This window comes from Parahoeflea halophila (genome assembly GCF_900220985.1).
Taxonomy (GTDB): Bacteria; Pseudomonadota; Alphaproteobacteria; order Rhizobiales; family Rhizobiaceae; genus Hoeflea; species Hoeflea halophila.
Map to the genome: position 1 here is coordinate 140928 of NZ_OCPC01000002.1, position 24760 is coordinate 165687.

Genomic DNA, 24760 nt, shown 5'->3' on the forward strand with positions numbered 1-24760 from the left:
GAACGTCTCCCGGACAGCCGGGCTGACCCAACAGGCCGGCCGGACTGGCACACTTATGTATCATCACGCCCCCCTTCCGGGATCAGCCGCTCCAGCGACATTTCAAGAAGTTCCGCGACCCGCGCGGCCCAGGCAGCCTGGCCGGTCTCGTCGAAGATGAGATCGTTGCGGATCTCAAGCATGACGTTGGCAATTTGCCTGGTCAATCCGTGGCGTTTGAGCGTGTGGGTCACGCCATCCTGCGGCCCATAGGGGTAGTTGCGCAAGACCTGATCGAGCTTCAGCGCTTGAGCCGCGTCCAGCATGGCGTCGGCCAACCGGCTATCCTCATCATGCAGGATGCCCAGATGCCCGTCGCGCGGCGTGCCGAAATAGATCGGCGTGAACGAATGAACCGTCACCAGCACAACGTCGCGCCCTTCCGACAGCCGCCCGTCGACCAGCGTGTCGATGGCTTGGTGAAACGGATGATACAGCGCCTCGGCACGACGCGCCTTGTCTTCGGCGCTGAGCCCGGCATTGCCCGGCACGTCGTAGATTTCGGAGCGCTCGGGATAGGCGCCGGCGGCTTCCGGCGGGCGGTTGCAGTCATAGGCCAGCCGCGAGAACCGTTGTGAGACCAGTGACGCATCGAGCCTGTCCGACAACATTTCGGCGACACGCTGCGCACCGATGTCCCAGGCGATGTGGCTTTCGAGTGCGGCCTCATCGAGACCCATGGTTCCAAGGGCCTTGGGCATCGTCCTCGACGCATGCTCGCAGATCAGCACGATACTGCTGGTCCCCTCGGGACGGCGTACAGCAAAAGCCGGTCCTTCTGATGGTGCGATCAGCCTGTCATCATGCATTTCGGTAACGGGTCCCTGCGAGCGGAAGCAGCGATTTCACGCTCGTAACATTGATTAGGATTGCCTCCATGTTGTCAATCCTGTAATTTTTATTACACAAACCGCCAAGCCGAACCGAGGGAAGCCATGGCCATACGCGAACAGGTTCAGGCAGCGTTGGGCACATTGCCCGGCGCGGAAAAGAAGATCGCCCACGCTTTCCTCGCCAACTATCCCAGCATCGGCCTGTCGACGATCGCCGAACTTGCGGCCCTTGCCGGCACCAGCGCACCGACCGTACTGCGCTTCGTTGCCCGGCTCGGCTTTGAGTCCTATCCGGAGTTCCAGCGGGTCCTGCGCAACGACGTTCAGGCGCAATTGATGTCCCCGCTCGAACGCGCCCGCAGCACTGGCCCGGCGACAGAAAACCCGGCGCTCAAGGCCAGTTTCGCCAGCATCGCCGCCAATCTCGACGCCACCCTGAAGGCGGTTCCCGAAAGTGAGTTTGAGGCCGCCTGCGAGCTGCTGTCCGACCAGAAATCCGCCTGTCACCTCATCGGCGGGCGCTTTACCGACACCATCGCCAGCTACATGGCAGCCCATCTTCGGATCATTCGCCCCAATGTCCGGCATTTCGGTGGACAAACCTCGACCTGGCGCGATCAGCTGCTCGATGTGCGACCCGGTGATGTGGTGGTGTTCTTCGATATTCGCCGTTACCAGTCCGACCTGGTCAGGCTCGGCGAACTCATGGTTGAGCGCAAAGCCCGCATCGTGTTGATTACCGATCCCTGGCTGTCGCCGATTGCCCGCTCGGCGCGGGTGGTATTGCCCTGCGTGGTCGATGCCAACCGCACCTGGGATTCGAGCATCGCGCTGATGGCGCTGGCCGAAGCGCTGATTGACCGGGTTTCCCGTTCCCTGTCCGAAAGCGCCCGCGCGCGCATGCAGACCCTTGAGGACATCCACTGGAACAACCTGCCCGGTCGTTGATGCGCATTTGTCCGGTGGCGGCAGGACAGCGATCACGAAGACGTCCCATGCTTGCGCAAACCGGCGCTATCCACTACCCATCGGATATGGATCAGCAAGCCGCATTGGACGCATTTTCGGCCCTCAGTCAGGAAACCCGGCTTGCCGTGTTCCGCCTCCTGGTCGCCGCCGGCCCGGACGGCATGGCTTCGGGGGATATCGGTGAGCGCCTGAATGTCCGCCAGAACACCATGTCGACCAATCTCGGCATCCTGCTCAAGGCCGGCCTGGTCCGGCGCGAGCGTGATGGACGCAATGTCCGCTACCATGCCGATCACGCCGGCATCAGCGGCCTGCTCGGTTTTCTGCTGGAAGACTGCTGCGGCGGCAATCCCGAACTCTGCCAGCCGATCATCCGCCAGCTGTCCTGCACGTGAATTCAGCCTGACGGAGAAGTTGCCCGGCGGTACAGGTGCCAGGTTGCATGCCCCATCACCGGCAGCACAAGCAACAGCCCTGCAAAGGCTGGCAGCAACGCCACCAGGGTACACGTGCCGACGATGAAGCCGAATCCCAGCATGGGCATGGGATTTTTCACCACCGTGGCAATGCTGCCGATCATCGCGGTCACGAAATCCACTTCGCGCTCGGCCAGCATCGGCAGTGCGATCACCGTGGTTGAAAACAGCACCGTCGCCAGGAATGCGCCGACCAGCGTACCGACCATCAGGAACCCCCAGCCCTCCGGCGTCGACAGCACGATCGCGACGAAACGGTCCCAGCTCGAAAACGATTTGAAGCCCAGAAACAGCGCCAGCAGCAGCCGTACCTGGTAGACCCAGATCCAGAAGATGAACATGACGACAAAGGCCATCCAGCCGAGCTGGCGTTCACGCTGGTAAAACACCTGCGCCAGTACGCCTTTCGGCGTGATTGGCTCGCCCATCCGCCGCCGCCGGCTGACCTCGTAGAGGCCGACAGCCACGAACGGGCCCAGCAACGGAAACCCGATGGCCAGCGGAATGATCATCCAGGGCGAGCCGATGCGTGTCAGAAACCCCAGGATCAGCAAGCCGCCGAGCATGTAGATAGCACCGAAATACAACCCGTAACCGGGATACGCCTTGAAGTCGGCCCACCCGTCCCCCAGGCTCGCGCGTACATCGCTGAATGTCAGCACCCGAATCTGCGGCGCACCGATCCCGGTGCTTGCGGGCAGTCCGTCCGTCTTGTTGGTCATGATTTCCTCCATCCCCCGCGAAACAGGCTGTCATTGTTGCCCGACAGCACGGCCTCGGCAATGATCCTGATCAACCCGATAACGCAACACGGTCCTCGCAGTACCCGTGCTCCGCCCGACAATGCAACATCGGCTCCGGCTCTGGTAAATGCGCGTCCCGCCACTACCTGTGAACAGCCGGGAATAGCGCTCATTGGGCTTGTCCGGAAACGCCCAGATCCTGACCGGGAGATTGCCATGTCCGCCATCATCATTGCCCTGCTCGTGCTGGCCGTTGCCTCGACCGGCGCCATGTTCAAGCCCGGTGAATGGTATCGCGGTCTTGTGCGCCCACCCTGGACACCACCCGACCGGGCCTTTCCCGTGGTCTGGACAATCCTCTATATCGCCATCGGAGTATCGGGTTGGCTGGTCTGGCAGGATCAGGGCGCGGGCTTCGCTATGGCGCTCTGGCTCATCCAGCTGGTTCTCAACGCGGCCTGGTCGTGGCTGTTCTTTGGCCGTCACCGCATGGATCTCGCATTTGCCGATATCTGCCTGCTGCTGCTGGCCATCGTCGCCTATATCGCCGTTGCCGGCTCAATATCTCCGCTCGCGGCCCTGCTGTTCGTCCCCTATGCCGCCTGGGTCGTTCTCGCAGCTGCGCTCAACCGGGCGGTCTGGCGGCTCAACAAGGACGCCAACGCGTCACCATCGAATTGAACCATCAAGGGCTCCAAACCGACCGCCATCATCAAACTGCTTTCATTTAAGGATGAACGGCACTAGGTAGTGGCCATCCTGAAGGCTCCCTGCGTTTCGCACACAGCAATCCGAGGCCCCGATGTCCATGTCTCCCTTCGTTGAACCGCAAGCCCGCCGAGCCAGCGTCGCTGTCGAAGTCGGCGGCGTCATTGTCGGCGGCGGTGCGCCCGTCGTGGTGCAGTCGATGACCAATACCGATACCGCCGACATCGACGCCACCGTGGCCCAGGTCGCAGCCCTTCACAAGGCAGGGTCTGAAATCGTGCGCATTACCGTCGACCGCGATGAAAGTGCCGCCGCCGTGCCGAAGATCCGCGAGCGCCTCGAGCGTCTCGGTCTCGACGTGCCGCTGGTCGGCGATTTCCATTATATCGGCCACACCCTGCTCGCCAATCATCCGGCCTGCGCCGAGGCACTGGCCAAGTACCGGATCAATCCCGGCAATGTCGGTTTCAAGGACAAGAAGGACCGCCAGTTCATCGAGATTATCGAAAAGGCGATCCTCCACTCCAAGCCGGTGCGCATCGGTGTCAACTGGGGCTCGCTCGACCAGGTCCTGCTGACCCGGCTGATGGACGAGAACGCCGCCAACGGCGCGCCGCTGTCGGCCCGCGACGTCACCCGCGAGGCCATCATCCAGTCGGCGCTGCATTCCGCAGCCCTCGCCGAGGAAACCGGGCTCGAACGCAACCGCATCATCCTTTCGGCCAAGGTCAGCCAGGTGCAGGATCTGGTTGCCGTCTACTCCGAGCTTGCCCGCCGTTCCGACCATGCCCTGCATCTGGGCCTGACCGAGGCCGGCATGGGGTCGAAAGGCATCGTCGCCTCGTCAGCCGCCATGGGCATCGTGCTGCAGGCCGGGATCGGCGACACTATCCGCGTTTCCCTGACGCCGGAGCCCGGCGGAGACCGCACCCGTGAGGTGGTCGTTGCCCAGGAACTGCTACAGGTCATGGGGTTTCGTCAATTCGTGCCTGTGGTTGCCGCCTGTCCCGGTTGCGGCCGCACCACCTCCACCGTGTTTCAGCAACTCGCCCGCACCATCGAGGATGACTTGAGGCACAACATGCCGCTCTGGCGCGACAAATACCCCGGGGTCGAAGGCCTGCAGGTCGCGGTCATGGGCTGCATCGTCAACGGACCCGGCGAATCAAAACATGCCGATATCGGCATCTCCCTGCCCGGAACGGGCGAAAGCCCGGCAGCACCGGTCTTCATCGATGGCAAGAAGGCCGCAACCCTGCGGGGTCCGAACATCGCCGAGGATTTCCAGGTCATGGTCGCCGATTACATCGAGAAGCGCTTCGGCAAGGCAGGTTGAGGCAGCTGCGATACCCGACCGGTTCAGGCCGAACGTGCCAGCTCTGCGTACTGCGGCAGCCAGCGTTCGATCATGGCCCCGAGTTTTTCCGGTGAGATCGGCTTGGAAAGGTAATCATCCATCCCGGCCGCCAGGCAGCGATCCTCGTCACCCTTGAGCGAATGCGCGGTCACGGCGATGATCGGTGTCGGCGCCAGCCCGTCGCGGGCTTCGATCTCGCGGATTGCGGCGGTCGCTTCCAGCCCGTTCATTTCCGGCATCGATACATCCATCAGCACCAGGGACGGCCTGAGTTCCTCCCACATCCGAACGGCTTCGCGGCCGTTGAGGGCAAGATCGTGGATCAGTCCCAGCCCGTCCAGCGTTTGCTGGAACACGATCTGGTTGATGGCATTGTCCTCGGCCACCAGCACCAGCGGTTCGGACCGTACGGCCGTCGCCGGCTTGGATGCGGTGGGCGCTGACCATGGCTCTGCGCTGGCCGGTGCCGTGTCCGCCGGCTGGACCAGCGTTGACTCAGCCGCTGGCGCGGATGCCTGCCCGGGTGACGCCGCAGCCACCGCGTCAGATCTTCTCGGCGCGATACCGGGTTGACGCAAGGCCGCTTCGACGGTCTTGCGCAGTTGCGCGGTCCGAACAGGTTTCGTCAGCTGCGCGAAGATTTCGAGATGATTGAGGGCCGCCAGCTGGTCCGACTGGTCGACGGAGGACAGTACGAGGATCGGCGTATCGGCGATCAGCGGATCGCTGCGGATCGCTTGGGCGACTTCAGCTCCCGACATGCCAGGCATCTGGAAGTCGAGCACGACCAGATCGATACCGATTCCAAGGTGGGATTTCGCATGCCGCAGCAGATCGAGGCCGATTTCTCCGCCTTCGACCGCCACGCAGTCGAAACCCCAGTCGCGGATCTGCTCGGTCAGGATCATCCGGTTGATGGCATTGTCGTCCACCACCAGCACTCGCCGCCCCGGCAACAGCTCCGACGGGGCCTCGTTTGTGGAACTGCCTTGTCCGTCGACATCCATTTCGATGGTGAAGCTGAAGGTCGAGCCGACCCCGACCTGGCTGTCCAGCACGATCTTGCCGCCCATCATCTCCACCAGCCGGGTGGCGATAGCCAAGCCAAGCCCGGTACCTTCGTGTTTCCGGGTCGATGATCCGTCAACCTGACTGAATTTCTCGAAGATCGCCTCCTGCTTGTCGGCGGGAATACCGATGCCGGTGTCCCGCACCGCGACCGAGATTGCCAGCCGGTCGGCTGCATTGACCGAGTCGACCTTGCGCCAATTGATGTCGACCATGACGTGGCCATGCTCGGTGAACTTGACCGCATTGCCGACCAGGTTGGTCAGGATCTGCCGGATCCTGCCGGCATCGCCGATAAGCTTGTCCGGCAGGCCCGGCGCGATGCGCACCACCAGTTCGATGTCTTTTTCGACAACCCGTGACGACATCAACGTTGCCACGTCCTCGGTCGTATCGACCAGATTGAACGGCTTTGGACTCAACGTCAGCTGGCCGGCGTCGATCTTGGAGAAATCGAGAATGTCGTTGATGATCTCGAGCAGCGCGTTGCCGGATTTCAGGATAACATCGGTAAAGGTCCGCTGCCGGGTGTCGAGTTCGGTCCGCGTCAGCAGCTCAGCCATCCCCAGCACCCCGTTCATCGGCGTCCGGATTTCATGGCTCATGGTGGCGAGGAATTCCGATTTCGCCTTGTCGCCGAGCTTGGCCTTGGTCAGCGCGGCATCAATCTCGCGAGTCTTGGCCTGCAACCGCTTGATCATTTGGCGGATGATGATGTCGATCGGGACGAAGACTCCAAGACCCAGAACAAGCAGAATACCGATCGTGGAAAGCAGGTAGCGCTGCAGCAGATCCCCCAGCTCCAGCGACTGCTTGGCGAGGTAATCCCGGAATTGCTCATGTACAAAAAGGTTGGAGGGCTGGATGATCCCGTCGAACAGGGCGCTGATTTCGCGGCCGGCCCAGTACATGTCCTTTTTCGTGCGTGCGTTGTCCAGGCGCGACGCCTCAACCATCTGCTTGTGGTTGAGAAATGCGTCTTCGCCGGTCATGTAGCGCGATTGCAGCTGAATCGTTTTCTTCAGGTCGGCCGGCAGTTTATCCCATTTGTCACTCAGGTGCTTGATCTTCCAACGGGCTCTTTCAAAGCGAAAGCGCAGGCTGGTGATGGCAGAAATGATATCCGGGTCGACAGTCAGATTTTCCCGGATCCTGCGCTTTTCCGCCAGCGTCGCCCCATCAAGCCGGGTGTCGACGGCAGCCTGATAGTCGACGTAGTTCTGCGCCAGACGCTCGGTGCGCTCGGCTATGGCACGCAAGGTATGGTCGACTTCAGCAAACTCCGCGGACACAGCCCCGATCTGCTGAATCGTACGAGTACGCTCGCTCTGCTCGGAGAAGAAGAACGTACAGATCACGGCAAGAGCGCTGAGCGCAGCGATATACCCGATCCTCAGCGAGATAACCGATCGTCGCGCGACCGCTGTTTCGTCCTGATGTTTGCGTTCTTTGGTCATGTTCCTGGCAGCACCCGTTTGCCCCGGATATTGCCGTGAGTAGGTTAATTAAAGACATACAAATCAGCGTCTTCTGCACCACGAGCGGCAGAAAACGCCCTAACTCACTGTTCCAGGGTCAGGCCCCAGGCTTGTCGTCGGAAATGATACTGCTCAGCGTTCCCGGCTGGCGATGAAGCCGGCAGTCTGCCGCAATATCTCCGCCTCGCTGCCAAACGGTTCGAGCAGCTCCGAAGCCTCTTCGACCAGCTGTTCCAGCCGCTGTCGGGCCGCGGCGACACCGTGAAGAGAGACCCATGTCGCCTTGCCGCGCCCGGCATCCTTGCCTGCCGCCTTGCCCAGCGTCGCAGCATCCGATGTGACATCGAGCAGATCATCGGCGAGTTGGAAGGCAAGGCCGACGATTTCGCCGAACCGGGTCATCCGCGCCAGCACCTGGTCATCGGCCCCGGCAGCAACGGCGCCCGCGGCACAGGCATAGCGCAGCAGCGCGCCGGTCTTCATCGCCTGCAGCTCTACGATCCCGGCTTCATCCGGAGCCACCCTTTCGGCGCGGAGATCGAGCGACTGGCCACCCACCATGCCGCCAACGCCCGCGGCTCTGGCGAGCTGGTTGACCAGTCTGAGCCTTGTCTCAGCAGGCAGTTCGGTCTCCGGCGCGGAGAGAATGTCGAACGCCAGGGTCAGCAGCGCGTCACCGGCCAGGATGGCCGTTGCCTCGTCGAAGGCGACATGAACAGTCGGCTGCCCGCGCCGGAGATCATCATCATCCATTGCCGGCAAGTCATCATGGACAAGCGAATAACAGTGAATGCACTCCAGCGCCGCGGCCACGCGGGCCGCTGCTGCATCCGGCGCGCCGAGCAACCGTGCAGTCTCGATCACCAGGAACGGCCGCAGCCGCTTGCCGCCATTGAGAACGCCGTGGCGCATTGCCGCCATCAGCTCGTCCGGACGCACGATTTCGCCCTCCAGAGGCGAACCCGACAACAAGGACTTGAGCAGTGTCACCACCTGCCCTGCGGTCGCATCGAGTCTCGCGGTGAAAATATCTGCCATCTGCCTGTCCATGCCGGTCTCTTGCCATGTCGCAATCCGGTGGGCAACGGTTTGTTTGCAGCTATCGATGCGGGAGACCTTCGCCCCTCCGGTGCACATCCGCCGCTTGAGTCTGGCAATCGGGCGGCAAGACCGTTATGCACGCAACCAGCCCCGTGTCGGACGGCGGCAATCAATTCGGGAACAGCCAGGTGGCCAGACAGACAGACAACGGGACTTCCCGGTCACGACAGAGTTCGGGCAAACCCAGACGCCGGTCATTTCTCGGGCGGCTCTTGGCATGGAGCCTGGCGCTCGTCTTTCTGATCCTGCTTGCCCCCTATGTTCTGATCTTGATCTATGCGTCGCCGCAGGTTCAGCCGATCTCGACCCTGATGCTCGGTGAAACCTTCAACGGCCGGGCCTATGAGCGGCAATGGGTCGATTTCGACGCCATCGCCCCGGTTCTTGTGCAGTCGGTGATGATGTCGGAGGACGGCCAGTTTTGCGCCCATGACGGCATCGATTGGGAAGCGCTCAATCTGGTGATCGATGACGCGTTGGAAGGCGAGGCCACGCGCGGTGCCAGCACGATCCCGATGCAGACGGCAAAAAACCTTTTTCTGCCGCCCCACCGCTCGATCCTGCGCAAGGCGCTGGAGATTCCGCTGGCCATGTGGATGGATGTGGTGTGGACGAAGAAACGGCAGATGGAGATCTATCTCAATATTGCCGAGTGGGCGCCCGGCATCTACGGTATCGAAGCCGCTTCTCAGGCCTATTTCGGCGTTCCTGCCGCCAAGCTGTCGGCCCGCCAGGCTGCCCTGCTCGCGGTTACGTTGCCCAACCCGATCATGCGCAACGCCGCCAATCCCTCAAGCGGCATGAAGCGACTGGCCGGCATCATCGAGAAACGCGCCAGCCAGTCCGGCGCCTACATCAAATGCCTTTATGATTGAGTTCAACCAAATTGGCTTTTCCAGCGCCCGGCTCCGTGCGAGACAGTCACCTTCATTCAAGCTGAGGGGCGCGATATGGCCGATCCGGTACTTTACATTGGCAACAAGAACTATTCCTCCTGGTCGTTCCGGCCCTGGATCGGCATGCGCACCGCAGGCATCGCATTCGAGGAGAAGCTGGTGCCCTTCGACATGGCTGCCGGCAACCCGGCCTTCAAGACGTTCTCACCCACCGGCAAGGTCCCGGTTCTGGTTGATGGCGATGTGACTGTCTGGGAGTCCCTGGCAATCCTTGATCACGTCGCTCGTAGGCATCCCGAATCCGCTCTTTGGCCGGAGAAACCGGCCGACCGGACCATGGCCATGGCCATGAGTTCTGAGATGATGTCCTCCTTCCTGGCCTTGCGCTCGGCCTGCCCGATGAACATGCGCCGCGAGCGCAAGCAGATCGAGACCTCACGGGCGGTCCTCGCCGACGTGGCCCGCATCCAGGCCCTGTGGAGCCAGTGCCTCGAAAAGAGCGGTGGACCGTTCCTCTTCGGCACGTTCTCGATTGCCGATGCGATGTATGCGCCGGTGATCAATCGCCTCGATGTCTATGCCTTCGAGACCACACCCATCGTGTCCGGCTACATGGCCAGGATGAAGGAGCTGCCGGCCTGGCGTGAATGGGAAACAGCAGGCCGCGCCGAGCCGTGGATCGTCGACGAGGACGAGGCCTGACACTTTCCACCGCCCCACGAGGCGTCATCCGCTGGCCAATGAGTCAAAAAAACGCGGCAACCGCTGGTCAAAGCTGCAAATGCCATGTATAAGCCCGGCAAATTTCCGAAATCGGCATGTGTCAGTTTCGGCCCTTGGGTCGACCGTTGGACATGCCTGTACGCTCAATAGGAGTTTATAATGGCTGTTCCGAAGCGCAAAACCACCCCATCCAAGCGCGGCATGCGCCGCTCGGCTGATGCTCTCAAGGCCCCGACCTATGTCGAGGACAAGAATTCCGGCGAACTGCGCCGCCCGCACCACATCGACCTGAAGACAGGCATGTACCGCGGCCGTCAGGTTCTGACGCCGAAGGAAAGCGCATAAGCTTTTCAAACCTGCTGAAGTTTTGAAAGCCGGTTCCTAGCGGGGCCGGCTTTTCTGCGTTAGCGGTCTGCTCCCCGGACAACTTGGTCCGACATCCGGCACCACAGCACGCCTGAATCGCATTGCGTTCAAATGGATTCATTTGAACGATAACGTACATGCATCGCGATTGACCGCTTGCAACAGCCAAAAAAACGCCCGGGAGCGGAAGCACCCGGGCGAATTCAACTCAGAGTGACCAGCCTAGCCAGCCGGTCCCTGCCGGAGCTTTTCAGGCAGCTTCGATGGTCGAAACGGCCATCTTGCCTGTGCGGCGGTCTTCAGCGGTGTCGAATGACACTTTCTGGCCTTCGGCCAGACCGCGCATGCCAGCACGCTCAAGTGCAGTTGCATGGACGAAAACGTCCTTGCTGCCGTCGTCAGGTGCGATGAAGCCGAAGCCCTTTTGATCATTGTAGAATTTAACGGTACCGGTTTTCATGGGGGAAGTCCTTTATGTCCATGAATGTAATTTCCGGCGCCAGCGCTCCTGAAAGCGCTCGGCGCAGGCGTTCGTCATCGAGTTTAAGTGAAGTGTTGAGCGTGTCTCCGCCCCAAGGCGGTGAGCGACCAAGTCGTCCGGTCCAAAAATCGATAGGCTGGTGGTACACGGTTTTTCGCGCCAGCACAAGCAAAAGCGCGTTCACCTTGCAAGCAGCGCAGAATAGCCGACCGGATACCCGGCCCGCTATTCTTGCCTAGTCTGCCTTTTCACCGCACATCAAGCCGCTGCGGCAACGCCCGCACTCCGCCCCCGGACCGAACGGAACGGCACCAGCCGGCGGCGTTCTTCATCCCACAGCGCCAGCGGCACGCAGCGAAGGCTCTGCCAGAAGGTCAGCCGCCCGATCTCGGCCAGCTCGGGGAAATCCTTGAGCACCTGCGGCAGACGGTAGAACGGGATCCGGCTCGACAGATGATGAACATGGTGGATGCCGATATTGCCGGTTACCCACATCAGCGGCTTGGGCAGATCATAGAACGAGCTGCCGTGCAGTGCCGCATATTCCCGCTCCCACTCCGGCGCATGGTCCCAATGGGTCGGGTCAAACTGGTGCTGGACATAGAACATCCAGACCCCGATCGAGGCGCCGATCAGCATGATCGGCAGGTGAATGATCAGGAATGCCTTGAAGCCCACGAGCATGCCGAGCGCTACCCACATCACCAGAATCGCAAGGTTTGTCACCATGACGCTCTTCCAGGACATGATCCCGTCCTTCAGCGCCGTCACCGGCAGACGGTGCTGCAGCATGAAGATGAAGGCAGGTCCGAGGCCAAACATCACCAGCGGGTGGCGGTAGAGACGGTATTTCCAGCGCCCGACCGCCGACAGCGCCAGGTATTCCTCGACCGTCAGCGTGTCGATATCGCCGATCCCACGGCGGTCGAGATTGCCCGATCCGGCGTGATGGATCGCATGCGACCGGCGCCAGTAATCATAGGGTGTCAGCGTGATCACCCCCAGAACCCGGCCGACCCGGTCGTTCCACTTGGCCGTGGAGAACATCGAGCCATGGCCGCAATCATGCTGGATGATGAACAGGCGCACCATGAGCAGCGCGGCCGGGATCGAAAGCACGAGAGTGAGAATGATGCTGTAGGAGAGAGCTGCCCACATAAGAGCCCAGAAGGCAACCAGGAGGCCGAAGGTCAGGACCGTTTCGAATGCGCTTCGCCCGTCACTCGGCAACCTGTAGGGTTGCAGGCGGCCCACCCACTCCCGCGCTGATCCTGTTGCCATGCGAATTTCTCCTAAGATCCTGTTTCCTCACCGGCCGGGCAATTGTTGCTGCTCTCGGCACACATCTGCGGGGGCTTAACACGCCGATTCCCAAAACGGCATCTTTTTCTCCCCACGTCCCCAGATCACGATGTGTCACATCGTCACTCCGAGTGTTACCAGTGCCCAGATTTACCTTGCGCGAAAACGGATGTACCGATTTTCAATCGTTTTAGGACGGATCTCTTCATGTCTGCCACCGCCATTGTTGCTCCCGCGTTGCTTTCGCCCCAACGCCTTGCCGTCTCGCTCATGTTTCTCGCCAATGGATTTGTCGTCGGCAGCTGGGCGCCCAAGATCCCGGAATTCGCCGCCCGGCTCAGCCTCGACGAAAGCGATCTCGGCCTGATGATCATGTGTTTCGGTATCGGCTCGCTCTGCGCCATGCCCGCGGTGGGCGTGCTGATTTCCGGAAGAGGCTCTCACGCCGTCACCCGCATCCTCGCCGCACTGACCGTCCCCTGCCTGCTCTTCGTCACCATCGCACCCTCGATCTGGACTGCGGCGCTGGCGCTGTTTCTCATTGGCGCACTCGTCGGTGGCATGGATGTCGCCATGAATGCCAACGCGGTCGAGGTGGAAAAGCGTCAGGGCCGGGCGATCATGTCTTCCTGCCACGGCTGCTGGAGCCTTGGCGGCGTTGCCGGCGCAGCACTCGGCGGTGTGCTGATCGCGCATCACGGCGTGCTTGCGCATGCCATCACCGCTTCACTCGTCACCCTGGTTATGGTCTTGATCGCCTGGCCGCGGGTGCTTGTCGACCCACCCCATGTTGAACCGGATACGACAGGCCAAGCTGGTGCGGCCAGCCGCCGCCCCAGCCTCATCGGTGCCGGCGCCGTTGTCTGGCTCACCGGCATCATCTGCCTGATCATGATGACGCCCGAGGGGGCCATTCTGGACTGGAGTGCGCTCTATCTGCGTCAGGAACTCGGTGCCAACGCCGCCCTTTCCGGCCTTGCCTTTGGTGCATTTTCAGCAGCCATGGCGCTGATGCGGTTCCTCGGCGATGTGGTCCGCGACCGGTTCGGCGCGGTCAGGACATTCCGGGTCTCCTGCATGCTCGCCATGGCCGGCCTGGGCACCGCGGGACTGGCGACGTCGCCGCAACTCGCCATCGCCGGCTTCGCCATTGCCGGTCTTGGTTTTGCCAACACCGTGCCGATCGCGTTTTCCGCTGCCGGCAATCTGCCCGGGCTACCCCAGGGACTGGCAATCTCGGTGGTCACCTTCATGGGCTATTCGGGAATCCTGTTCGCGCCCTCGGTGATTGGCTTCATCGCCGAACACACCGGCTTTGCCGCGGTCTACATGGCCTTGCCGGTGTTCGTGACCCTTCCGCTCTTCTTTTCCGGTCTGATGCGGCATGCCGACAGGCAGCCGGGATAGAAGCGAAGCTCGCACTCAGCATTCCTCGAACCAGTCGAGCCAATCGAGGCCTTCCAGCGTGGCGGCCTTTGGCCGGTACTCGCATCCCACGAAACCGCGATAGCCGAGCTCGTCCAGCGCCTCGAGCACCCGGAAATCATCCAGTTCACCAGTTCCGGGTTCGTTGCGCCCCGGCACCGAAGCAATCTGCACGTGGCCAATGATCGGCATCATCTGCTCCAGTGCCTTGAGCACGTCCCCGTGCAGGATCTGGCGGTGATAGATATCGAATTGCAGCTTCACGTTCGGGCGGCCTAGATCCGTAATCATGGCTGCCGCCTGATCGAAACTGTTGAGGAAATAGCCGGGCATATCGCGGGGATTGAGCGGCTCGATCAGCAAGGTGATATCTTTCTCGCCTGCCGCATCGGCGGCAAAGGCAAGCGCGTCTGCATAGGCGGCCCGGCGCCCCGGGTCCGCAGCATCGGCAATCCCCGCCATCATGTGCAGCCGGCGCGTGCCCAGAGCCTTGGCATAGCTCAGCGCGGTGGCCACGGATCGCCGAAACTCGTCCTCCCGGCCAGGCAGTGCCGCCAGTCCGCGTTCGCCATCCGCCCAGTCGCCCGCCGGCAGGTTGAACAGCACCTGCTCCAGCTCCGCATCAGCCAGCCGCGCGGCAACTTCAGCTGCCGGGTAATCATAGGGAAAAAGGAATTCCACCGCATCGAACCCGGCATCGGCCGCTGCCCGGAACCGGTCGAGAAATCCGTGCTCGGTAAACATCATCGAAAGATTTGCGGCAAAAAATGGCATTTCGTCCTCCTGTCGCAGCCTTCCCCGTTCCAGCTTTATCAATGTTGCGCCATCTGACAACCTGCGATAGCGAATCCGCATTACGTACCGCCCATGAAAAAGACCGCCAGAAGCACGTGGCTTCCGGCGGTCAAGTCCTTGGGGACAGAGCATGGGGTACCGCGGTTCGCGGCCGGGGGCACCCGAAGGGCGGAGTTCAGGCGGACCAGTTGGCGTACCAGTCCTTGAACAGCTTGAACTGGGTTTCGATATATTGCTTCTGCGAGGCCGAGAGTGCGTCCGTCTCGTTGAAATGCAGCGTGTATTCCTTGTGGCCATTGAGCACCATCAGGTGCTTGTAATAGAGAACCAGATCGGCGCCCTCGTCAAACGATGACAGCACGCCCAGCGCTTCCTCCAGTTCCTTGGCCTTGAGCCGGGCCACAACATCGCCTTCCGCCGCCTTGGTGCACAGATCCACCAGCTGCAGCACTTCCCTGGGCAACGCGTTGCCGATGCCGGTGATAGCCCCGGTGGCGCCGCAATTGACGAAGCCGTGATAGACATTGGTGTCGACGCCAACCATCAGCGTGACGCCCTCGTCTGCCGAGGTGATGTATTCGGCCGCATAGCGCAGGTCTGCCGCTCCGCCGAATTCCTTGAAGCCGACCAGGTTCGGATGCTCCTTGCGCAGCGCGAAGAACAGGTCGGCACGGGTGGCAAACCCGTAATAGGGGCTGTTGTAGATCACCGCCGGCAGATCAGGCGCTGCTGACAGGATAGCCTTGAAGTGCGCTGCCTGTGCGCTCACCGAGGTCCCGCGCGACAGAACCCGCGGGATCACCATCAGCCCTCGCGCACCGACTTTGGCCGCATGCGCCGCATGGGCAACCGCCGAAGCGCTGTTGATCGCGCCGGTCCCGACCACGGTCGGGATTCCCGCCGCCACCAGCCGTTCGACACCCTCCATCCGCTGCTCGTCGGTCAGAAGCGGCCAGTCACCCATCGACCCGCAATAGACCACCGCCGACATGCCCGCATCGATCAGTTCCTGCCCCATCCGTACCAGCGCGTCGAAGTCAGGGGTCCGGTCGGCTTTGCAAGGCGTCATCAAGGCCGGCATGCAGCCGGTGAAAATCGAGTTGTCCATCAGGATAGTCCTTCTTTCAATGAACGGAATCAGAAGCCGACGATCTGGGACGGGAGCCAGGTCGACAAGGCCGGAAACAGAGCAACCGCGAGCAACGTTGCGATTTGCAGGAGAATGAACGGCACCACGCCACGGCACATCTGGCCATAGGTCATCCCGGGCGGCGCGATCGACTTGAGATAGAAGATCGACGACGCCATCGGCGGGGTCAGATAACTGGTCTGGATGACGATGATCATCATGGTTCCGAACCAGACCGGATCGATGCCGGCGGAGCGGATGAACGGCGTGAAGAGCGGTACGGCGATCAGCACATTTGCGGTCCAGTCGAGCACAAAGCCCAGAAGCAGCACGATCAACAGGAAGAAGATGATCATGCCGGTGTCGCCGAACCCGGCGGTGTCGATGAAGGAGCGGATCATCCGCGAGCCGCCATTGGCCGCAAATGTGCCCATGAACATCGTGCCGGCGGCAACGATCAGCAGGATCATCGCCGAGATCCGCACCGTGATCCTCAGCGACTCGAACAGCATGGCGAGATTGAAGCGGCGATAGAATATGCTGAGCAGCGTTGCCCCGACCGCGCCCACGGAAGCGGCTTCCGTCGGTGAGGCAATGCCTGCCAGCAGCGAGCCGAGCACCGCGAAGATCAGGGCGCAGATCGGTAGCAGCGAGGTCACAGTGATGCGCAGCTTTTCACCCAGCGGCATGTCCGGCTCGGCAAAGTCCTGCGCCGGTTGCGGCGGTACCAGCACGCCCTGGATGATCAGGTAGATGATGAACAGACCCACCATCAGAAGACCAGGCAGCATCATGCCGGCAAGCAGTTCGCCGACCGACATCTGCGCCAGCGAAGCATACATCACCGCAATCACCGAAGGTGGTATCATGGTGCCGAGCGAGCCGCCCGCGCAGATCGTGCCGGCAATCTGGCTGTTGCGGTAACCGCCGCGCTGCATCGCCGGGATTGCCATCATCCCGATCATCACCTCGACCGCACCGACCACACCGGCAGCGGCGGCAAACACGGCACCCATTGCGATGGTGGCGACGGCAAGCCCGCCGGGCAGCCGCGACATCCAGATCTGCATCACCTTGAACAGCCGCTCCGCAATGCCCGAACGCTCAAGAATAGCGCCCATCAGCACGAACATCGGAATGGCGGCGAGAATGAAATTGGTCGAGGCAGAATAGAACGCGCCATAGAGCTGGGCAAAGGCATTTGGACCGAACTTGGCAATGCCGGCGGCGGCCGAGACGATCGCTAGCGAAAACGCGATCGGGATGCCGGTCAACACCAGCACGAACAGCGCGGGAAACATCAGGGCGGCAATGGTCATCGGATCAGGCTTCCATTTTGAACGGCTGGTCTTTATCGCCGCGGAACACCCGCAAGCCGTGAACCAGCTGCTGCAGCGTCAGCGCCACCAGCCCGATGGCCAGGATAGCGAAGAACGGCCACATCAGCGGCGCCCAGGGGCTGACATTCTCGACTTCGCCGGTTTCAAAGGCACGCCAGGCTCTCTCGATGGCAAATTTCGACAGGCCCGCGAAGATCGGCGTGATCAGAAACACGAACACGAAGCCCTCGATGCTGCGCCGGATGCCAACCGGCATTTTCTGTGCGAGGAAATCGATCCGCACATGCGCATCCTGTTTCAGGGCGTAGGCGGCACCCAGAACAAACAGCGTGCCTGTGGACATGTAGGAAATATCGAAGGCCCAGATGGTCGGCGCGCCAAAGACATAGCGCGCCACCACTTCGTAGATCATCGAGATCACCAGAACCACCGTCACGGCTTGGGCAATCCACGACAGCAGACGGGAAAATGCGTCGACACTATTGAACAGCCTGGTCATGACGGTGGTTCCGTTGTCTCGGTCAGTCCTGGTTGCGAACCAGGTAGCTGCTTTCGGCTGACCACAGGGCCTTGAAGGCCATGTAGTCGGCGAGGATATCGGCCATCTCCGCCTTGCCGTCAGCCTTCTGGGCTTCGGCGGTCTTGCCGATCCAGTCAGCGCCGGCATCCGACAGCTGCTTGATGAACTCGGGCGACAGCGTGATCACCTCGTTCTTGCCATTGCGGTATTTGTCCATTGCCTCGACATCGCCGCCATAGAAATGAATCAGCGCCTGCATGGTGGTCAGTTCCGCAGCCTTTTCCAGAAGCGGCTTCAGATCGTCGGGAAGCGCATCCCAGGTTTCCTGCTTGAGCACGACTTCCCACAGGAAGGTCGGTTGGTGCACGCCCGGAACGATGATGTATTTCGCCGCTTCATGGAAGCCTTCCGGCAGATTGGCCGACGGCGGGCCCCATTCGATCAGGTCGACACCCTTGCGCTGCAGCAGCGTGTAGATCTCGCCCGGCGGGACCACGGTCGGAACCGCACCGAAATACTCTTCCATCACCTTGGCCCATGGACCCGAGGTGCGGTACTTCATGCCCTTGAGATCCTCCGCCTTGGTGATCGGCACGTTGGAATGGGCCATGACTTCGGACGAACCGATGCCGACGATCAGGTTCTTGAAACCGTCCTTGGCGCGAAGCTCAGCAAGCTTTTCCTTGCCGCCCTTCTCGTAGATCCAGGTGACATAGGCTTCGGGCCCCATGCCGCCGGGGAACCCTGCAAAGATTGCATTGGTCGGGTCCTGATTGACCAGATAGCTCGGGGTCGAGTGGCCGGCCTCGACGATACCGTCGCGAACTCCGTCATAGACTTGCAGCGCTGGCACGAGAACACCGGCGCCGAACGGCTCGATCAGCACCCGGCCATTGGTGAGCACATCGACATTCTCGGCAAAGCGCTCGAGGAAATTGACATAGAAGGGCGAACCTTCCGGTACCGAGGTCGGCACCTGCCAGGTAACTTCCTGCGCCACGGCCGGCACGGCTGCGACAGACAGCATTGATAGCAGCGCCCAGTTTCTGATTTTCTTGAACATGAAACCCTCTGTGGTTTGGCCGCGCAGCCACGCGGACGGTTGGTGGTGTTCTGACCAGCGCCAGGCCTTGCTTCCGCAACGCCCGTCGCATGCGCCTCTCTCCGGAGACACGGCAACCATAATTTATTGTATTTTCATTGTCGACACGAAATATTCACTTGCGCCGAGTCAGCAGAATCCTGCTGCAACGACAGCATGCTTCGAAAATATGCTAACAAATTTATAGGCTTATGCCCGCATTCAGACGGCGGTCTTCGGTCATCGCGTTCTGGATCTGCCGCACAATCTGTTCCGCATGCGCCTCTGCGATGCGGTCAGCAGCCTCGATGTCTTGCGCCTCGATGGCCGCCAGCATGACCTCATGTTCCTGCAGATAGATCCGTGGCAGCTTGTCATTATAGGAGGAGTAATAGAGCCGCAGCAGGCGGCGGCCCTCGTCCAGAAGCCGGACAAACAGATCGGTGTAGTAGCGGTTCTTGCCGGCCCGCGCGATCGCCGCATGGAAATTGCGATTGACCTCGATCATCGCCGGCACGTCGCTGGCTTCCACCGCCGCGGTATACGTATGCTGCAGCTCCCGGATCGCCGCCAATTCATTCTCTGTCCGGTTTGCCGCTGCCAGCCGGGTGGTGACGCGGTACATCAGCGACAGCGCATCGAAGAACTGCGGCAGATTGGCAAAATCGATCGGCGCAACAATAGTGAACCGGTTGGGCAGCGTGACCACCAGCCCTTCCCCGGCCAGCTTCACCATCGCCTCGCGGATCGGCGTGCGCGAAATCCCGAACCGCTCGGCCAGCTTGACCTCGTCGATCGGACTGCCGGGCTCGAGCGTCAGGTTCAGGATTTCATGCTTGAGCGTTTCGAAGACCGCACCGACGCCCTGTCCGCGCTTGCGCTTGACCTCGGGCAATTGTGCCGGCACCGGCTCTTCAAGGCTCATGATTCGCTCCAGATCTCCGCCTCCTACAGCGACCCACTACAACTCCGGTGATATGAACGCAATTGACTCGAAGGCTGATGTCAATCGGCTAGATGGCGACGCAATCGGCAAAATAAGCCGTCTGGCCATCGCTGCCAAGCTCCTGCACCAGGCCATGGATATCGGTCTCGAAGCCCGGACATTCGCGGGCAAACGCCCGGTTGAACTTCAGGTACTCGACGATCTTGGTGTTGAACACCTCGCCCGGGATCAACAGCGGGATGCCCGGCGGGTAGGGCGTCACCAGGCTCGTGGTGATCCGTCCCTCGAGCTCGTCGATCGGCACCCGCTGCGTGGTCCGCTGGGCGATATGGGCAAAGGCGTCGCTCGGCTTCATCGCCGGCGTCAGGTTGCTCAGATACATCTCTGTCGACAGGATCGCCACGTCGTATTTGGCATAGAGCGTGTGCACGTGCTGGCAGAGATCGCGCAGACCCATCCTCTCGTAGCGTGGCTGCTTGGCGCAGAACTCGGGCATCACCCGCCACATCGGCTGGTTCTGGTCATAATCGTCCTTGAATTGCTGCAATTCGGTCAGCAGCGAGTTCCAGCGCCCCTTGGTAATGCCGATGGTAAACATGATGAAGAAGCTGTAGAGGCCGGTCTTCTCCACCACCACACCATGCTCGGCAAGGTACTTGGTCACGATCGAGGCGGGAATGCCGGTCTCCTCGAACCGGCCATCGAGATTGAGGCCCGGCGTGATGATCGTCGCCTTGATCGGGTCGAGCATGTTGAACCCCGGCGCCATGTCGCCGAAGCCGTGCCAGGACTCCTCGCCGTCGGATGATTGCACGCCGTCCGCATCGGTGCGCTTAAGCACCCAGTCCTTTGTCTGACCGATCCCCTCCTCCTCGAGCTCCACCGGCGGACCCCAGACCTGGAACCACCAATCACCCTCGCCAAATTCGTCGTCGACCTTGCGCATCGCGCGCCGGAAATCGAGCGCCTCGGCAATGCTTTCTTCCACCAGCGCGGTACCGCCCGGCGGCTCCATCATGGCGGCTGCCACGTCACAGCTGGCGATGATCGAGTATTGTGGGCTGGTCGAGGTGTGCATCAGGTAGGATTCGTTGAACAGGTGCCGGTCCAGCTTGGTGTCCTGGCTGTCCTGCACCAGCACGTGGCTGGCTTGACTGATGCCGGCCAGGAGCTTGTGGATTGATTGCGTCGCATAGGTCATCGAATGCATCGGCCGCGCCCGCTTGCGTCCCATCGAATGATAACTCCCGTAGAAGGGATGGAACGCCGCATGCGGCAACCAGGCCTCGTCGAAATGCAGGTTCTCGACATAGCCGTCGAGCAGACCCTTGACCGTCTCCGTGTTGTAGAGCACCCCGTCATAGGTCGACTGCGTCAGCGTCATGACGCGCGGCTTGACCGTCTCGGCATCGATCCCGTCGAGCAGCGGGTTGGCGCGGATCTTGGCCTTGATCGAACCCACCTCGAACTCACTCTGCGGGATCGGTCCGATGATGCCGTAGTGATTGCGGGTCGGCTTCAGGAACACCGGCACCGCCCCGGTCATGATGATCGAATGCAGGATCGATTTGTGGCAGTTGCGGTCGACCACCACCACATCGCCTGGCGCCACCGTGTGGTGCCAGACCATCTTGTTCGAGGTCGAGGTGCCGTTGGTGACGAAAAAGCAATGGTCGGCATTGAAGATTCGCGCCGCATTGCGCTCCGACGCCCCGATGGCGCCGTTGTGATCCAAGAGCTGGCCCAGCTCTTCCACCGAGTTGCAGACATCGGCGCGCAGCATGTTCTCGCCATAAAACTGGTGATACATCTGGCCGATCGGACTTTTCAGGAACGCCACGCCGCCGGAGTGGCCGGGGCAGTGCCAGGAATAGGACCCGTCCTCGGCATAGTCGAGCAGCGCCTTGAAGAACGGCGGCTGGATTCCCTCGAGATACTTTCTGGCCTCGCGGATGATGTGCCGGGCGACAAATTCCGGCGTGTCCTCGAACATGTGGATGAAGCCGTGCAGCTCGCGCAGGATGTCGTTGGGCAGGTGCCGGCTGGTCTTGGTTTCGCCATAGATGTAGATCGGCACATCGGCATTCTTCCAGCGCACTTCCTCAATGAAATTGCGCAGGTTGAGCACCGCCGGATCCAGATCCGGTCCGGGGCTGAATTCTTCGTCGTCGATCGACAGCACGAAGGCGCTGGCGCGCGACTGCTGCTGGGCAAACTGGGAAAGATCGCCATAGCCCGTCACGCCGAGAACCTCGAACCCCTCGTTCTCGATCGCCTGGGCCATGGCACGAATGCCAAGCCCCGAGGAATTCTCGGAGCGGAAATCTTCATCGATGATGATGATGGGAAAGCGGAACTTCATGGCAATGTCCTAACGGGAAGACCAGGGCGGGAACATGCAGGATGCAGCGCACCGGCACCCGCGAGACTTCGCGAACACGGCGTATCGGCATCAAGTCCTATGCCTATAGCACACACGACAATGGCTTGAAGATGATCACGTGCCGGGAACAGCCTTATCCGGACGACATGGCGCTTTACACACCGGGTCGAACCGGCAGAACTGTCGCCCCGACAGGTGATGCGACGAAGGAGCTGCGCATGAAGGAGCGACCGGACGACGCCAATCGCTCCTCCGGGGAACCGGAGCTGCGTGATGCGTCGCGCGCCTTCGCGGCTGCGCTCGCCCGCGAGGCGTCGCGGCTGCGCTCGCCCGCGAGGCGTCGCGGCTCGCGGATAGGGCGGGACGACTGGCCGCCGACCGTGGGTCCACCCTGATGCGAGAGGCGAGGCAGGGCGCGTGCCGGCTGCAGTGGTGGAGCGGAGAAGCGGCCGGCCGGGCAAAAGTCGTGGCGCGAGCCTGGCGGATGCGGCGCGCCCGCAACGCCGCCGGTCCCGCGCCCGAGGCACCGACCTGGCGCCCTGCGCGCTGGGCCTTGATCGCCGGTCTTGGCCTGCCGCTCCTGGCGGTGATCGTGCTCTTGGTCTCCGTGCTGTCACAACTGCCCGATCTCGACGCCGTTCAGGAAACGGCCGACCGGCGGATCGTCTTCACCGACGCCGATGGCGGACCGCTTCTGGTGCGCGGCGGCGTCCCGTCCGAATATGCGGCCAGCGAGGCCATCCCTGACGTGGTCCGGCAGGCGGTGCTCGCCGTCGAAGACCAGCGGTTCCGCGAGCATTCCGGTTTCGACCTGCGGGATATCCTCAGGGCAGGCTGGCGCAACCTGCTCGCAGGCGAGGTGGTGGAGGGCGGGTCGACGCTCACACAGCAGCTGGTCAAGATCAGCTACCTCGAACCGGAGCGGACATTCAGCCGCAAACTGCAGGAGATCGCGCTGGCGCTGCAGCTCGAACGGGCGCAGACCAAGGACCAGATCCTCACCCGCTACCTGAATGCCGTCTATATGGGCTCGGGGGCCACCGGCATGCCCGCCGCGGCCCGCATCTATTTTGATGTGGAGCTTTCCGAAGTAAGCACTGCGCAGGCGGCTGCCCTGGCAGCGACGATCCGGACGCCCTCCACTGTCAATCCGCGCTCCAATCCCGCCGCACTGCGTGAGCGGGCGGCGCTCGTCCTCGACCTGATGGGGCACAGGAACGGATTTCTCCCGCGGAAGCCGATGCGGCGAGCGCAGAGCTGGCCACGCTGGCGCCCGAGGCGAACGAGCGGGACGGCTATGGCGGCTGGTTCGCCGACTGGCTGGTGGAAGAGGCGGATCGCCTGGCCATCGGTTTCGACGGGGTTGTGACGCTGCGCACCTCGCTGGACGCGGAGCTGCAGAAGGCAGCCGAGGAGGCTGTCGCCGGACTGATTGGCGAGGCGGGACCCGATGCGGAAGTTGCGCTCGTCGCGATGCGTCCGAATGGTCAGGTGGTTTCGATGGTCGGCGGACGCGACTACGCGGAAAGCCAGTACAACCGCGCGACGAAGGCACTGCGGTCGCCGGGCTCGACCTTCAAGACATTTGTCTACTTCGCCGCACTGGCGCAGGGCCTTGCGCCGGAAGATGTTATCGAGGATGCGCCGCTGGAAATCGACGGCTACGCGCCGCGCAACTTTGACGATCGCTATCGCGGCCGCGTTACCGCAGCGGAAGCCTTCGCGCGATCGCTAAACACCGCGGCGGTGCGCCTTGCGCTCACTGTCGGGCTGAACGAGGTCGCGGAGACCGCCCGCGCGCTGGGCATCGAGGCGGAACTGAGCGAAACCCCGGCACTGGCGCTGGGCGCGTCCGGCGTGGCGCTGCTCGATATGGTGGAGGCCTATGCTTCGATCGCCAGCGGTATGATGCCCGTCAAAGCGCGTGGGATCTCCGGCGTCGACCCACGGGGCGACGGTACGTTGCTGGCCTTCCGCTGGCCCGAACCGCCCGTGACCGACCGCACCGCCGCGCTGCTCGCCGCGCGCGATGGACATGGCCATGCTCCTGGCGGGTGTCGTGAACGCGGGTACCGGCCAGGCGGCCGCGCTGCCCGGTGGCGCGCTCGGCAAGACCGGCACCAGTCAGGACTTCCGCGACGCGCTGTTCATCGGCTGGACAGGCAGCCTCGTGGCCGGGGTCTGGATCGGGCGCGACGACAACGCGCCGCTCGACGCCATTGCCGGCGGCGACTTGCCAGCCCGGATCTGGCGCGACTTCATGCTGCGCGCCGACCCACAGACGGGGGGGGGCGGCGGTGCCGGAACCCGGAGACGAGGAGTATCCGGGCCAATCCGTGGTCGCCGGGAGTACTGGCGACAGTTCCGCTGCCACTGGTCAGGTCTGCAATGTCGAAGCCTGCAGGCGCCACTACCGCTCGTTCCGCGCTTCCGACTGCACATTCCAGCCCTACAGGGGATCGCGCAAGCTCTGCACACGGTGATCAGCCGCGGCTGTCCGCCTCATGGGCCGGCGAGTTTGAGGGCACAGGCCCGACGGAACAGGTCCTGCCGGTTGCGTAAGGGTTGGAGAGCAACGGTTATTCGCGCCACGGGGTCCGA

At 62.1% G+C, this 24760-nt stretch carries 24 protein-coding genes; 11 read left to right on the forward strand and 13 right to left on the reverse strand.

Translation table 11 applies throughout. The features are described 5' to 3' along the window. Positions 1-53 precede the first annotated feature (53 nt). Positions 54-848 carry an N-formylglutamate amidohydrolase gene (locus tag CRO46_RS08000; RefSeq protein WP_097106804.1) on the reverse strand — a complete coding sequence of 265 codons (795 nt, stop codon included), beginning with the start codon at positions 846-848 and terminating at the stop codon, positions 54-56. Between the two features lie 126 nt (positions 849-974). On the opposite strand from CRO46_RS08000, the gene CRO46_RS08005 reads away from it, so the two are divergent. Next, positions 975-1820, forward strand: coding sequence for a MurR/RpiR family transcriptional regulator (locus CRO46_RS08005; protein ID WP_097106806.1), 846 nt, complete (start codon positions 975-977; stop codon positions 1818-1820). 86 nt (positions 1821-1906) lie between these two features. After that, complete coding sequence (locus CRO46_RS08010) at positions 1907-2236, forward strand: ArsR/SmtB family transcription factor (protein WP_097107631.1); 330 nt, start codon at positions 1907-1909, stop codon at positions 2234-2236. Between the two features lie 2 nt (positions 2237-2238). Here CRO46_RS08010 and CRO46_RS08015 read toward each other — a convergent pair whose 3' ends face one another. Then, complete coding sequence (locus CRO46_RS08015; protein WP_244577821.1) at positions 2239-3039, reverse strand: DUF2189 domain-containing protein; 801 nt, start codon at positions 3037-3039, stop codon at positions 2239-2241. A 237-nt stretch (positions 3040-3276) separates the two neighbouring features. Here CRO46_RS08015 and CRO46_RS08020 point away from each other — a divergent pair, with 237 nt between their 5' ends. After that, the gene (locus CRO46_RS08020) at positions 3277-3741 is read left to right on the forward strand and encodes a TspO/MBR family protein (RefSeq protein WP_097106810.1); all 465 of its coding nucleotides are present in this window, start codon (positions 3277-3279) and stop codon (positions 3739-3741) included. A gap of 121 nt (positions 3742-3862) precedes the next feature. Continuing rightward, complete coding sequence (gene ispG / locus CRO46_RS08025; protein WP_097106811.1) at positions 3863-5104, forward strand: flavodoxin-dependent (E)-4-hydroxy-3-methylbut-2-enyl-diphosphate synthase; 1242 nt, start codon at positions 3863-3865, stop codon at positions 5102-5104. 23 nt (positions 5105-5127) lie between these two features. On the opposite strand, the gene CRO46_RS08030 is transcribed toward ispG, so the two are convergent. Then, the gene (locus tag CRO46_RS08030; RefSeq protein ID WP_097106813.1) at positions 5128-7650 is read right to left on the reverse strand and encodes a hybrid sensor histidine kinase/response regulator; all 2523 of its coding nucleotides are present in this window, start codon (positions 7648-7650) and stop codon (positions 5128-5130) included. Between the two features lie 153 nt (positions 7651-7803). Beyond that, entirely contained in the window at positions 7804-8709 is a 906-nt protein-coding gene (locus tag CRO46_RS08035; protein WP_425479249.1) for a polyprenyl synthetase family protein, read from the reverse strand. Positions 8710-8846: 137 nt separating this feature from the next. On the opposite strand from CRO46_RS08035, the gene mtgA reads away from it, so the two are divergent. The 3 genes from mtgA (at position 8847) to rpmF (ending at position 10736) form a co-directional block, all read left to right on the forward strand. Next, a complete protein-coding gene (gene mtgA, locus CRO46_RS08040) occupies positions 8847-9647 on the forward strand; it encodes a monofunctional biosynthetic peptidoglycan transglycosylase (protein ID WP_097106817.1) in 801 nt (266 codons plus the stop codon). A 75-nt stretch (positions 9648-9722) separates the two neighbouring features. Then, positions 9723-10370, forward strand: a complete 648-nt coding sequence (locus CRO46_RS08045; protein WP_097106819.1) for a glutathione S-transferase family protein — start codon at positions 9723-9725, stop codon at positions 10368-10370. A 180-nt stretch (positions 10371-10550) separates the two neighbouring features. Next, complete coding sequence (gene rpmF / locus CRO46_RS08050) at positions 10551-10736, forward strand: 50S ribosomal protein L32 (protein WP_097106820.1); 186 nt, start codon at positions 10551-10553, stop codon at positions 10734-10736. Between the two features lie 271 nt (positions 10737-11007). Here the strand turns inward: rpmF and CRO46_RS08055 are convergent, their stop codons facing one another. Together CRO46_RS08055 and CRO46_RS08060 are read right to left on the reverse strand one after the other, a co-directional pair. Then, the gene (locus tag CRO46_RS08055; protein WP_097106822.1) at positions 11008-11217 is read right to left on the reverse strand and encodes a cold-shock protein; all 210 of its coding nucleotides are present in this window, start codon (positions 11215-11217) and stop codon (positions 11008-11010) included. A gap of 279 nt (positions 11218-11496) precedes the next feature. Further along, complete coding sequence (locus CRO46_RS08060) at positions 11497-12519, reverse strand: fatty acid desaturase (protein WP_097106825.1); 1023 nt, start codon at positions 12517-12519, stop codon at positions 11497-11499. Positions 12520-12747: 228 nt separating this feature from the next. On the opposite strand from CRO46_RS08060, the gene CRO46_RS08065 reads away from it, so the two are divergent. Then, a complete protein-coding gene (locus CRO46_RS08065) occupies positions 12748-13947 on the forward strand; it encodes an MFS transporter (RefSeq protein ID WP_097106827.1) in 1200 nt (399 codons plus the stop codon). Positions 13948-13962: 15 nt separating this feature from the next. Here the strand turns inward: CRO46_RS08065 and otnI are convergent, their stop codons facing one another. The 7 genes from otnI to CRO46_RS08100 all read right to left on the reverse strand — a co-directional run bounded on the left by otnI (position 13963) and on the right by CRO46_RS08100 (position 22138). Then, complete coding sequence (otnI, locus tag CRO46_RS08070; RefSeq protein ID WP_097106829.1) at positions 13963-14739, reverse strand: 2-oxo-tetronate isomerase; 777 nt, start codon at positions 14737-14739, stop codon at positions 13963-13965. Positions 14740-14935: 196 nt separating this feature from the next. After that, on the reverse strand, positions 14936-15868 hold the full coding sequence (locus CRO46_RS08075; protein ID WP_097106831.1) for a dihydrodipicolinate synthase family protein: 933 nt from the start codon (positions 15866-15868) through the stop codon (positions 14936-14938). A gap of 29 nt (positions 15869-15897) precedes the next feature. Further along, entirely contained in the window at positions 15898-17208 is a 1311-nt protein-coding gene (locus tag CRO46_RS08080) for a TRAP transporter large permease (protein ID WP_097106833.1), read from the reverse strand. A 4-nt stretch (positions 17209-17212) separates the two neighbouring features. Then, entirely contained in the window at positions 17213-17728 is a 516-nt protein-coding gene (locus CRO46_RS08085; RefSeq protein ID WP_097106834.1) for a TRAP transporter small permease subunit, read from the reverse strand. 22 nt (positions 17729-17750) lie between these two features. Next, complete coding sequence (gene dctP, locus CRO46_RS08090; protein ID WP_097107633.1) at positions 17751-18812, reverse strand: TRAP transporter substrate-binding protein DctP; 1062 nt, start codon at positions 18810-18812, stop codon at positions 17751-17753. A gap of 220 nt (positions 18813-19032) precedes the next feature. Further along, positions 19033-19755: a GntR family transcriptional regulator gene (locus tag CRO46_RS08095; RefSeq protein ID WP_097106836.1), complete on the reverse strand. Its 723-nt coding sequence runs from the start codon at positions 19753-19755 to the stop codon at positions 19033-19035. A gap of 88 nt (positions 19756-19843) precedes the next feature. Next, complete coding sequence (locus tag CRO46_RS08100) at positions 19844-22138, reverse strand: arginine/lysine/ornithine decarboxylase (RefSeq protein WP_097106837.1); 2295 nt, start codon at positions 22136-22138, stop codon at positions 19844-19846. Between the two features lie 41 nt (positions 22139-22179). On the opposite strand from CRO46_RS08100, the gene CRO46_RS08105 reads away from it, so the two are divergent. The 3 genes from CRO46_RS08105 (at position 22180) to CRO46_RS08115 (ending at position 24721) form a co-directional block, all read left to right on the forward strand. Next, positions 22180-22554, forward strand: a complete 375-nt coding sequence (locus CRO46_RS08105) for a hypothetical protein (protein ID WP_097106838.1) — start codon at positions 22180-22182, stop codon at positions 22552-22554. 71 nt (positions 22555-22625) lie between these two features. After that, the gene (locus CRO46_RS08110; RefSeq protein WP_143438974.1) at positions 22626-23528 is read left to right on the forward strand and encodes a biosynthetic peptidoglycan transglycosylase; all 903 of its coding nucleotides are present in this window, start codon (positions 22626-22628) and stop codon (positions 23526-23528) included. Further along, complete coding sequence (locus CRO46_RS08115) at positions 23483-24721, forward strand: penicillin-binding transpeptidase domain-containing protein (protein ID WP_097106842.1); 1239 nt, start codon at positions 23483-23485, stop codon at positions 24719-24721. The genes CRO46_RS08110 and CRO46_RS08115 overlap by 46 nt, the downstream gene beginning before the upstream one ends. Positions 24722-24760 lie beyond the last annotated feature (39 nt).